Genomic DNA, 10,357 nt, shown 5'->3' on the forward strand with positions numbered 1-10,357 from the left:
CAGAAGGGTTCCACCATCGCCTCGGTGAAGGGCGCCCTCGAAGACGCCGGCGCGATGGAGTACACCACCATCGTCGCGGCCCCGGCTTCCGACCCCGCCGGCTTCAAGTACCTCGCCCCCTACACCGGTTCGGCCATTGGCCAGCACTGGATGTACGGCGGCAAGCACGTCCTGATCATCTTCGACGACCTGTCGAAGCAGGCCGAGGCGTACCGCGCCGTGTCGCTGCTGCTCCGCCGCCCGCCGGGCCGCGAGGCGTACCCCGGTGACGTCTTCTACCTGCACTCGCGTCTGCTCGAGCGTTGCGCGAAGCTGTCCGACGAGCTCGGTGCCGGCTCGATGACGGGTCTCCCGATCATCGAGACGAAGGCCAACGACGTCTCGGCGTACATCCCGACCAACGTGATCTCGATCACCGACGGCCAGATCTTCCTGCAGTCCGACCTGTTCAACGCCAACCAGCGCCCCGCGGTCGACGTGGGTATCTCGGTCTCGCGTGTGGGTGGCGACGCCCAGGTGAAGTCGATCAAGAAGGTCTCGGGCACGCTGAAGCTCGAGTTGGCCCAGTACCGCTCGCTCGAAGCGTTCGCGATGTTCGCGAGCGACCTCGACGCGGCGTCGCGTCGTCAGCTGGCCCGTGGTGCGCGTCTGACCGAGCTGCTCAAGCAGCCGCAGTACTCGCCCTACCCGGTCGAGGAGCAGGTCGTCTCGATCTGGGCGGGCACGAACGGAAAGCTCGACACCGTCGAGGTCTCCGACGTGCTCCGCTTCGAGCGCGAACTCCTCGACTACCTCCGTCGCAACTCGACGGTGCTCGATACCCTGCGCGAGACCAACGCGCTCGGCGACGACACCCTCGCCGAGCTCGAGAAGCACGTCGATGCCTTCTCGAAGGAGTTCCAGCCCGGCAAGGACCAGAGCGTCGTCGGCGCCGAGAAGGTCGACGCCGCCGGGGCGGAAGACGTCAACCAGGAGCGGATCGTCAAAGGCCGTCGCTGAGTAGCGACGACACGAGAACGGAATCATGGGCGCACAACTGCGGGTCTACAAGCAGAAGATCTCTTCTGCTCAGACGACCAAGAAGATCACGAAGGCGATGGAGCTCATCGCGGCCTCTCGCATCCAGAAGGCGATGGCGCGTGTGCGCGCGGCGTCGCCTTTCGCGAAGGCCGTGACGAACGCCGTCTCCGCCGTGGCGACGTACTCGTCGGTCGATCACCCGCTGACGACCGAGCGCGAGAACATCCGCCGATCGGCCGTGGTCATCTTCACGTCAGATCGCGGTCTCGCCGGCGCGTTCAACTCGCAGATCCTCCGCGAGGGTCTCGAGCTGTCGGAGCTGCTGCGGTCGCAGGGCAAAGAGGTCGTCTACTACCTGGTCGGGCGCAAGGCCGTCGGATACTTCCAGTTCCGTCGCATGCCGAGCGTCGCCCAGTGGGTGGGCGACACCGACACCCCGCAGTTCTCGACGGCGGAAGCCATCTCGGATGCCGTCCTCGAGGCGTACCGCGCCGGGGGCGATAACGACGGCGTCGACGAGATCCACCTCGTGTACAACCGTTTCGTCAGCATGATGACCCAGTCGCCGGAATCGGTGCGACTCCTTCCCCTCGAAGTCATCGAGGCGGATGAAGCGCCCGCCCAGTCCGAGGTCTACCCGCTGTACGAGTTCGAGCCCGACGCCGAGACCGTGCTCGACGCGCTTCTGCCGACGTACGTGCAGAGCCGCATCTTCAACGCCCTCCTGCAGTCGTCGGCCGCGAAGCATGCCGCAACCCAGAAGGCCATGAAGTCGGCGAGCGACAACGCCGACAAGCTCATCACCGACTACACCCGCCTGCGCAACAACGCGCGTCAGGCGGAGATCACGCAGCAGATCGCCGAGATCGTCGGCGGCGCCGATGCCCTGGCATCCGGCAAGTAAGTTCCCAAGGAGAGAAGAAGCCATGAGCCTCACCGCCGAGAAGACCGACGCGGCCGTCGTCGGACGCGTCGCGCGCGTCACCGGCCCGGTCGTCGACATCGAGTTCCCGCATGACGCGATCCCCGAGATCTACAACGCGCTGAAGACCACGATCACCATCGGTGACCAGTCGACCGAGATCACTCTCGAGGTCGCCCAGCACCTCGGTGACGACCTCGTCCGCGCCATCTCGCTCAAGCCCACCGACGGCATGGTCCGCGGTCAGGAAGTGCGCGACACCCGCGGCCCCATCTCGGTGCCCGTCGGTGACGTGACTAAGGGCAAGGTGTTCGACGTCACCGGTGAGGTGCTCAACGGCGCCCCCGGTGAGACCATCGAGGTCACCGAGCGCTGGGGCATCCACCGCAAGGCGCCGAGCTTCGACCAGCTCGAGTCGAAGACCGAGATGTTCGAGACCGGCATCAAGTCGATCGACCTTCTGACCCCCTACGTGCAGGGTGGGAAGATCGGCCTGTTCGGTGGCGCCGGTGTCGGCAAGACCGTCCTCATCCAGGAGATGATCCAGCGCGTCGCGCAGGACCACGGTGGTGTGTCGGTGTTTGCCGGTGTCGGTGAGCGCACCCGTGAGGGCAACGACCTCATCGCCGAGATGGAAGAGGCGGGTGTCTTCGACAAGACCGCACTCGTGTTCGGCCAGATGGACGAGCCGCCGGGAACGCGTCTGCGCGTCGCCCTGTCGGCCCTGACGATGGCGGAGTACTTCCGCGACGTGCAGAAGCAGGACGTGCTGTTGTTCATCGACAACATCTTCCGCTTCACGCAGGCCGGCTCGGAGGTCTCGACCCTGCTGGGCCGCATGCCTTCGGCCGTGGGTTACCAGCCCAACCTCGCCGACGAGATGGGTGTGCTCCAGGAGCGCATCACCTCGACACGTGGCCACTCGATCACGTCGCTCCAGGCCATCTACGTGCCCGCCGACGACTACACCGACCCGGCGCCGGCGACGACGTTCGCGCACCTCGATGCGACCACCGAGCTCTCACGCGAGATCGCGTCGAAGGGTCTTTACCCGGCCATCGACCCGCTGACCTCGACGAGCCGCATCCTCGACCCCCGCTACATCGGTGCCGATCACTACCGCGTCGCCACCAACGTGAAGCAGATCCTCCAGAAGAACAAGGAACTGCAGGAGATCATCGCGATCCTCGGTGTCGACGAGCTCTCGGAAGAGGACAAGATCGTCGTGTCGCGTGCACGTCGTATCCAGCAGTTCCTCTCGCAGAACACGTACATGGCGAAGAAGTTCACGGGCGTCGAGGGCTCCACGGTCCCGATCAAGGAGACCATCGAGTCGTTCGACGCCATCGTCAAGGGTGACTTCGACCACGTCGCCGAGCAGGCGTTCTTCAACGTCGGTGGCATCGCCGACGTCGAGGCCAAGTGGGCGCAGATCCAGAAGGAGAACGGCTGACATGCCGCTGCGCGTGAGCCTGGTCTCGGCCGACGCCGAGGTGTGGACGGGAGAAGCGTCTCTCGTCGTGGCCAAGACCGTCGAGGGCGAGATCGGCTTCATGCAGGGGCACGAACCGGTGCTCGCCATCCTCGCCCAGGGCGAGGTGCGCATCACTCGCACCGACGGCACGAAGATCCTGGCCAACGCCGAGGACGGCTTCCTGTCGATGGCGAGCGACGAGCTGACCATCGTCGCCGGAAACGCCTCACTCGTCTCCTGACGCCGCTTCATCGCCGAGGCGCGTCGCCCGATCACTCGGGGGGCGCGCGGAGGTGGTTTTACCGGAGTGCACATGCTCGTCCAGATTCCCCCGGCCGAGACCAAGCGCCCCGGAGGTGCGGGCGCCCCGCTCGACATCGGTCGTCTCGCCTTCCCGGCCCTCCGTGAGCCCCGCGAGGCCGTCGTGGATGCCCTGGTCGCGTTGTCCGCCGACGAGGACGCCGCCGCACGAGTGCTCAAGCTGAGCGCGAAGCGCCGTCACGAGATCGCCGACAACGCAGCCCTTCGCACCGCGCCCACTCTGGCCGCCGTCGACCGCTACACCGGGGTACTCTACGACGCACTGGATGCCGCGTCCCTCGACGGTGAGGCACGCTCGTGGCTCGGAGCGCACGTCGCCATCCATTCCGCACCGCTGGGGCCCGTGGGCGCCCTCGACCGGATCCCGGCCTATCGGCTCGCGGCGGGGACGTCTCTGCCCGGTGTCCTGCCGCTCCGACGCGTGTGGGCCGACGCGGTTCGCGACGCGGTGGCCGCGAGCGACCCTGACTTCGTGCTCGACCTCCGGTCCGAGGCGTACGTCGCCCTCGGGCCCCTCCCTTCGACGGTCGCTTCGGCGTACGTCCGTGTGGTGACGCCGACGCCGGGGGGAGCGGCGCGCGCGCTGAACCACTTCAACAAGCACGCGAAGGGGGCGTTCATGCGTGCACTTGCAACGCACCGCCCCGCGATCGCGGACGTCGACGAGCTCCGAGCCTGGGCGAGATCGACGGGGTGGACGATCGTCGACGGTCGAGACGGCGAGATCGCCCTCGTCGTATGAGGGTGAGGCGTGTCTTTCAGTGATCTCTCAGCTTCGCTAGCATGTGAGCGCACGGGGCGTATGGACGCTTCGTCGCGCACTCGCCTGGAAAGGAATCCACATGAGTGGTTCGTCTTATACCTACGATGACGGGAACGGCTTCGCTGCCCTCGCGTTCCTGATCGTCTTGCTGCCCCTGCTGCTCATCAGCATCTTCGCGGGCTACATCATCTCGTCGTTTTTCTTCATGAAGATCTTCGAAAAGGCCGGCGTGCAGGGCAAGTGGCGCGCGTGGGTGCCGATCTACAACACGCTCGTCGCGGCGAAGCTCGGCGACGTCTCGCCGTGGGCGTACCTCATCGTGGTCGTCGGCGCGAGCGTCCTGAGCAACATCCCGGTGATCGGTTTCGTCTTCGGTCTCGTGGCGCTCGCGGCCAGCGTCGTGGTCGCCTGGCGGATCGGTCTGAAGTTCGGCAAGGACTGGCCGTTGCTGCTGCTGTGGCTCATCCCGGGCGTCGGAACCCTCATCTGGCTCGGCATCCTGGCCTTCGGATCCGCCCGCTGGAACCCGGCCATCGCGCCCGCACCCTGGGCGAACACCATCGCCGCCGACAAGACCGTCTGGGACGGCGTCCCGGTGCAGCCCGGTCAGCAGACCACCGGTACCGGTGGTCCCGGCTACGGGGGGCCCGGTTACGGCGGCCCCGCAGCGGGTTCCACGCCTCCGCCGGCGCCGGGCTCGACGCCCCCGCCGCCCGCGCCGCCGCAGTTCTGATCCGGTGAAGGGCCTCTCGCGTGGCGGGAGGCCCTTCGTCGTCGCGCGGGTGAAGCCGTTCGCTCGGAACCGGCCCAGCGGGTACGACGTCGACGCTCGTCCGGTTACCCGGTGCCGTCCGCGTCTGGACGCTTCGCGCCGCCGGTGGGCCGACTGCGCAGGGGAGGTTCGCGGGTCACGTCCAGGCGTCTACTAGGATGACAGGGCCGTGCGTTTTCGCCGGCTCTGTCGTCGGCCAACCGGAGGATCTTTCGTGCCCGAGGTGACCACCCACACGCGCAACGTCCCGTTGGGGTCGATGACTCTGGAGTTGTCGTGGGCTGCCGGCACCGACACTGGTCGGCGGCGCGAGGTCAACCAGGACGCCGTCCTCGCCGAATTCCCGCTGTTCGTCGTCGCAGACGGAATGGGCGGTCATCTCGGCGGCGAGATCGCCAGCGCGAGCACGGTCGATCGTCTGCGTGCCGTCGTCGAAGGTGGCGCGGTCTCGACGAAGAACATCGAGAAGGCCCTGTCGCGTGCGGTGAAAGACATCGTCTCGCACCCTGAGACCACCGACGAGGGCACCGGCACGACCCTCACCGGGGTCTACCTCGAGACGCATACCGAAGAGCCGCACTGGGTGACGCTGAACATCGGCGACTCCCGGGTGTACGTGCTGCGCGACGGCGAGATCGTGCAGGTCACCACCGATCACTCCGTCGTGCAGGAACTCATCGCCGCGGGTCGGCTCAGCCCCGAAGAGGCTGAGAACCACCCCTACGGCAACGTCATCACCCGTGCGGTCGGCCCGAGTGACAGCGTCAAGCCCGACTACCTGCGGCTCGACGTCCTCGACGGCGACCGCTTCGTGATCTGCTCGGACGGGCTCACGAAAGAGCTCACCGACTTCGGCATCCGCCATTTCCTCGAGGCCAACTCCGACCCCGCCGCCGCTGTCGAGGCGATGATGGCCGCGGCTCTCGAGAACGGCGGCCGCGACAACATCACCATCGTCGTCCTCGACGTCGGTCGCCGCGACGCCTGACGTCGCGCTCCACCCCCGCCGGAGTCAGAGCCGCGACTCCTGACCTCGTGGCCCAGCCCCGCCGGAGTCCGCGCCGCGACTCCTGACCTGGCGGTCCACCCCCGCTGGAGTCAGAGCCGCGACGCCTGACCGCTCAGCCCGACGTCTTCGTCGCCGCGACGCCTCGCGGCCCGCCGGGCCCGAAGTCTCCGCTTGACCGCGGTGGGGCGCGGCTCCTACGTTCAGGTCATGACCGCTGCACCCGAACGCACGGCCGGCAAGGGCTTGGCCACCGGCACCCTGGGCCTGTGGGGCTCGACCGTGATCGGTCTGGCATCCACTGCCCCGGTGTACTCCCTCGTCGCCACCCTGGGCTTCGTCGTGCTCGCCGTGGGGTCGTCGGCGCCGATCGCCTTCATCATCGCGTTCGTCCCGATGCTGTTCATCGCCTTCGCCTACCGCGAGCTGAACAACGACGTGCCCGACTGCGGCACGACGTTCACGTGGAGCACGAAGGCCTTCGGGCCGTGGATCGGATGGATGGGCGGGTGGGGCGTGGCCGTGGCCGGCATGGTGGTGCTGGCGAACCTCTCCCAGATCGCGGGCATCTACCTGTGGTCGCTGATCGGCGACGGATCCCTCGCCGAGAACGTGCCGCTCGTCACGGCGACGGGTGTCGCCTTCATCGCGGCGATGACCTACGTCAGCTACCGCGGGGTGGAGATCGGCGAGCGGATCCAGAACGTCCTGCTCGGGGTGCAGTACCTCGTGCTGGCGTTGTTCGTGGTGCTGGCGTTGTGGAAGTTCTTCGACGGCACCGCACCCAACCCGACCCCGTTCGACATCGCGTGGTTCAACCCGTTCGGGTTCAGCGACTACAGCGGTTTCATCGAAGCGGTGCTGCTGGCCCTGTTCATCTACTGGGGATGGGACACCTGCCTCGCCCTCAACGAGGAGACGAGGGACCCGAAGCGCATCCCCGGTCGGGCGGCCCTGCTGACGACCGTGATCCTGCTCGGCACGTACGTCACGGTGACGGTCGCTGCCATGATGTACGCCGGTGTCGGCGAGGAGGGCGCGGGCCTTGCGAACCCCGAGAATGCGGATGACGTGTTCCTCGCGCTCAAAGACGGGCTCTTCGGTCCGTTCGGCTGGGTGCTCATCGTCGCGGTGCTCATCTCCGCCGTGTCGTCGACGCAGACGACCATCCTCCCCACCGCGCGCGGAACCCTCGCCATGGCGGCCTACAAGGCCCTGCCGCGCCGCTTCCAGACGGTGCACCCCCGCTACCGCACGCCGTCGTTCTCGACCCTCGTGATGGGCATCGTCGCAAGTGTCTACTACGTGGGCATGACGCTGATCAGCGACAACATCCTGCAGGATTCGATCCTGTCCCTCGGCCTGGCGATCGCGTTCTACTACGCCATGACCGGGTACGCCTGCGTCTGGTACTTCCGCCGTGAGCTGACCACTTCGGCGAAGAACCTCGTCACCCGTGGCATCCTGCCGCTGCTTGGAGCCCTCATGCTCACGTACGCCTTCGTGCAGTCGGCGATCGACATGTACGACGTGGGGTACGGCAACGAGGAGCTGTTGGGGATCGGAGGGACATTCGTCATGGGTATCGGCGCGCTCGCGATCGGTGTCGTGCTGATGCTGATCTGGTTCGCCTTCCCCGGGGCGAAGCCGTTCTTCCGGGGCGAGAGCCTGAACCGCGACACCGAGGTGCTCGTGCCGGACGAGCCGATCGCCTACCCGAGGTCGGTGGACGGCGGCCTCTGAGCGGCGGTCGTCGTCGTCAGACGGTGGCGCGGATCGCGCCCACCTCGTGGCCGCCCCCGAGGACCGACAGCGAGAGGTGCGAGACGGCGTCGGCGACGGCCTCCGGCGTCAGGGCGCCGGTGCGCTCCAGCAACCGCAGTGCGACGACGTGCCCGGCGCGATTCGATCCGTCGAGCGTCTTCAGGGCGACCGTCGTGCCGTCGGGGGCGGTCATCACCTGTACGCCCTCGGCGCCCATCTTGCTGAAGACGCCGAGGCGCTCGATGACGAGGGTGTCGGGGCGGCCCGGCCCGTCGATCGTCCACGGGTGCTCGCGCACGGCGCGCACGAGCGTTCCGGCGCTGCGATGGAGCGCGAAGGGGGAGCGCTCCGACGACGTGGCGATGCGCTGGATGGCGCGGGCCAGGCCCACGAGGCTCATGGCGTAGACCGGTGCCCCGCAGCCGTCGATCGCGGTGGTGGTGAGTCGCTCGCCGACGAGGCGCTCGATCACCTCGCGAATGTGCACCTGGAGGGGGTGCTGCACGTCGAGGTAGTCGGCTGTCGACCACCCGTTGGCGACGCACGTCAGCAGCATGGCGGCGTGCTTGCCGGAGCAGTTCATGCGAAGGGGCGAGGGAGCGCCGTGGTCGCGGACGAGCTCGTCGCGCGACGCGGCGTCGGACGGCCAGGCGGCGGGGCAACCCAGGTCGTCCTCGGTCAGACCCGCCGACTGCAGGATGCCGCGGGCCACCTCGACGTGCCGCTCGGTGCCGCAGTGACTCGCCATCGAGATCGCGAGACGCTCGTCAGCGAGGTCGGCGCCGGCTGAGAGGCACGCGAGCGCCTGCAGGGGCTTCATGCTGGAGCGGGGGAGGAACGCGGCCGTGGCGTCGCCGAGGGCGAGCTTCTCGGACCCGTCGGGCGCCAGGACGACCGCGACACCGTGGTGCCGCGACTCGATGAAACCATTGCGGTCGACGACGGCGAGCTCGGCGAAAGCGGGGGGCGTGGGCATCCCTCCATGGTATCCCGGCACCCCCTCGCCAGCGGGTGGCCGTCGTCGGCGGGAGTCGCCGTCGGGGTGTGCCCGTCCGGCACGTCGGGCGACGAATTGCGGCGACTCACGCGGTGGGGGACCGGGGGAGGGGCAGACTGGAGGCATGAACGGAGAGCATCACTACCGCCTGCGCTCGACCTGGACCGGCGACCGGGGGAGCGGCACGAGCGGCTACCGCGACTACGACCGCGCCGTCACCCTCGAGGTCGAGGGCAAGCCGGCCATCGCGGCATCCGCCGACAAGCCCTTCCGGGGCGACCCCACGAAGTGGAACCCCGAAGAGCTGCTGCTCGCGGCCCTCAGCGAGTGCCACCTGCTGTCGTACCTGCACGCGTGCACCACGGCCGGGGTCGTCGTCACCGCGTACGAGGACGACGCGATCGGCACGATGCAGGAGGACGGCAACAGCGGCGGGGCGTTCACCGAGGTGGTGCTGCGCCCCCGCGTGCGGGTGGCCGACGAGTCGATGGTGGAGGCTGCCCGGGCGGCGCACCGTCAGGCGCGCGAGTGGTGCTTCATCGCGAACTCGGTCAACTTCCCCGTGCGACACGAAGCGGAGATCACCGTCGGCTGAACGCGGTGCGCGTCGGCGCACGGGATACCGCGGCGTCCTACAGTGAGCGCATGCATCTCGAACCGACCCTGCGGCGTCTCGATCGGATCGCCGGCGGACGTCAGGCCGATCACCGCGTCGCCGTCTCGGGCGACCCGAAAGTGCGCCGCGCCTTCCGTGCGATCACGCTCCTGCTGGTCCTGGGATTCGTCCTGGGGGTGGCGACGGTGGTCGTCGCCCTGGTGATGACCGTCAGCGGAGGCCACGTCGGGTTCGCCGTCTGGCTGCGCTGCCTGGTCGTGCTGGCCATCACCACGACGCTGTTCTATTTTCTATGGCGGGCGCGGGCCGGGTGGTACTGGGCATTCCGGCGCCTGCAGCTGTTCAGCCGCATCTTCCCCGTCGTCGCCCTCGTGCTGGCGGCCATTCCGGGGCTCTACCCGTTCTGGGTGGTGACCGAGCAGATCCTCTTCGCGATCCGGCTGATCGGCGTCTCCGATTACCTGCAGTCCGACGCGGTGCGAGCGGCGTACCCGAAGCCGCAGCGCTGAGACTCGGCATCCGGATGCCGGGAACTCGGTCGAGCGAGGAGGTTACCGGTCTCCGTGGTCGGGGCATCGGCGTCGATCCGTATGCGAACGACGGAACCCCGCCGGCAGGACGCCGACGGGGTTCCGTTCGTGATGAATGTGCTCAGCGCACGTCGTCGTCGACCCAGTCCATCGACTTCGTGACGGCCTTCTT

10 protein-coding genes and 1 pseudogene are annotated in these 10,357 nt (G+C 68.0%); 10 read left to right on the forward strand and 1 reads right to left on the reverse strand.

What is annotated here, in order from left to right:
• The 8 genes and pseudogenes from RWP81_RS09740 to RWP81_RS09775 all read left to right on the forward strand — a co-directional run.
• Nucleotides 1–999: pseudogene (locus RWP81_RS09740) on the forward strand (F0F1 ATP synthase subunit alpha); the annotation flags it as partial.
• 25 nt (nt 1,000–1,024) lie between these two features.
• A complete protein-coding gene (locus tag RWP81_RS09745; RefSeq protein WP_314455468.1) occupies nt 1,025–1,924 on the forward strand; it encodes a F0F1 ATP synthase subunit gamma in 900 nt (299 codons plus the stop codon).
• Nucleotides 1,925–1,946: 22 nt separating this feature from the next.
• Nucleotides 1,947–3,395 carry a F0F1 ATP synthase subunit beta gene (gene atpD / locus RWP81_RS09750; RefSeq protein ID WP_314455470.1) on the forward strand — a complete coding sequence of 483 codons (1,449 nt, stop codon included), beginning with the start codon at nt 1,947–1,949 and terminating at the stop codon, nt 3,393–3,395.
• 1 nt (nt 3,396) lies between these two features.
• Entirely contained in the window at nt 3,397–3,657 is a 261-nt protein-coding gene (locus tag RWP81_RS09755; protein WP_055958082.1) for a F0F1 ATP synthase subunit epsilon, read from the forward strand.
• 72 nt (nt 3,658–3,729) lie between these two features.
• Nucleotides 3,730–4,479: a peroxide stress protein YaaA gene (locus RWP81_RS09760; RefSeq protein WP_314455475.1), complete on the forward strand. Its 750-nt coding sequence runs from the start codon at nt 3,730–3,732 to the stop codon at nt 4,477–4,479.
• A gap of 100 nt (nt 4,480–4,579) precedes the next feature.
• Nucleotides 4,580–5,233 (forward strand): large exoprotein, encoded by a 654-nt coding sequence (locus tag RWP81_RS09765; RefSeq protein ID WP_314455477.1) that lies wholly within the window; start codon nt 4,580–4,582, stop codon nt 5,231–5,233.
• Nucleotides 5,234–5,486: 253 nt separating this feature from the next.
• A complete protein-coding gene (locus tag RWP81_RS09770) occupies nt 5,487–6,260 on the forward strand; it encodes a PP2C family serine/threonine-protein phosphatase (protein WP_055958073.1) in 774 nt (257 codons plus the stop codon).
• Nucleotides 6,261–6,488: 228 nt separating this feature from the next.
• Nucleotides 6,489–8,021, forward strand: a complete 1,533-nt coding sequence (locus RWP81_RS09775; RefSeq protein WP_314455481.1) for an APC family permease — start codon at nt 6,489–6,491, stop codon at nt 8,019–8,021.
• Between the two features lie 16 nt (nt 8,022–8,037).
• Here the strand turns inward: RWP81_RS09775 and RWP81_RS09780 are convergent, their stop codons facing one another.
• Nucleotides 8,038–9,018, reverse strand: coding sequence for an asparaginase (locus RWP81_RS09780; protein ID WP_314455484.1), 981 nt, complete (start codon nt 9,016–9,018; stop codon nt 8,038–8,040).
• A gap of 145 nt (nt 9,019–9,163) precedes the next feature.
• Between RWP81_RS09780 and RWP81_RS09785 the strand changes: the two genes are divergently transcribed.
• Together RWP81_RS09785 and RWP81_RS09790 are read left to right on the forward strand one after the other, a co-directional pair.
• Nucleotides 9,164–9,634 carry an OsmC family protein gene (locus tag RWP81_RS09785; protein ID WP_314455487.1) on the forward strand — a complete coding sequence of 157 codons (471 nt, stop codon included), beginning with the start codon at nt 9,164–9,166 and terminating at the stop codon, nt 9,632–9,634.
• 50 nt (nt 9,635–9,684) lie between these two features.
• Nucleotides 9,685–10,164, forward strand: a complete 480-nt coding sequence (locus RWP81_RS09790) for a hypothetical protein (RefSeq protein ID WP_314455491.1) — start codon at nt 9,685–9,687, stop codon at nt 10,162–10,164.
• The last annotated feature ends 193 nt before the right edge of the window (nt 10,165–10,357 follow it).

Origin of the sequence: uncultured Microbacterium sp. (assembly GCF_963521695.1) — a bacterium.
In the GTDB taxonomy this organism is placed as follows: domain Bacteria; phylum Actinomycetota; class Actinomycetes; order Actinomycetales; family Microbacteriaceae; genus Microbacterium.

Bases quoted from the DNA above. Each gene is read 5' to 3' on its own strand.
- RWP81_RS09745 (WP_314455468.1), top strand. From the start codon at position 1,025: ATGGGCGCACAACTGCGGGTCTACAAGCAGAAGATCTCTTCTGCTCAG.
- atpD (WP_314455470.1), top strand. From the start codon at position 1,947: ATGAGCCTCACCGCCGAGAAGACCGACGCGGCCGTCGTCGGACGCGTC.
- RWP81_RS09755 (WP_055958082.1), top strand. From the start codon at position 3,397: ATGCCGCTGCGCGTGAGCCTGGTCTCGGCCGACGCCGAGGTGTGGACG.
- RWP81_RS09760 (WP_314455475.1), top strand. From the start codon at position 3,730: ATGCTCGTCCAGATTCCCCCGGCCGAGACCAAGCGCCCCGGAGGTGCG.
- RWP81_RS09765 (WP_314455477.1), top strand. From the start codon at position 4,580: ATGAGTGGTTCGTCTTATACCTACGATGACGGGAACGGCTTCGCTGCC.
- RWP81_RS09775 (WP_314455481.1), top strand. From the start codon at position 6,489: ATGACCGCTGCACCCGAACGCACGGCCGGCAAGGGCTTGGCCACCGGC.
- RWP81_RS09780 (WP_314455484.1), bottom strand. From the start codon at position 9,018: ATGCCCACGCCCCCCGCTTTCGCCGAGCTCGCCGTCGTCGACCGCAAT.
- RWP81_RS09785 (WP_314455487.1), top strand. From the start codon at position 9,164: ATGAACGGAGAGCATCACTACCGCCTGCGCTCGACCTGGACCGGCGAC.
- RWP81_RS09790 (WP_314455491.1), top strand. From the start codon at position 9,685: ATGCATCTCGAACCGACCCTGCGGCGTCTCGATCGGATCGCCGGCGGA.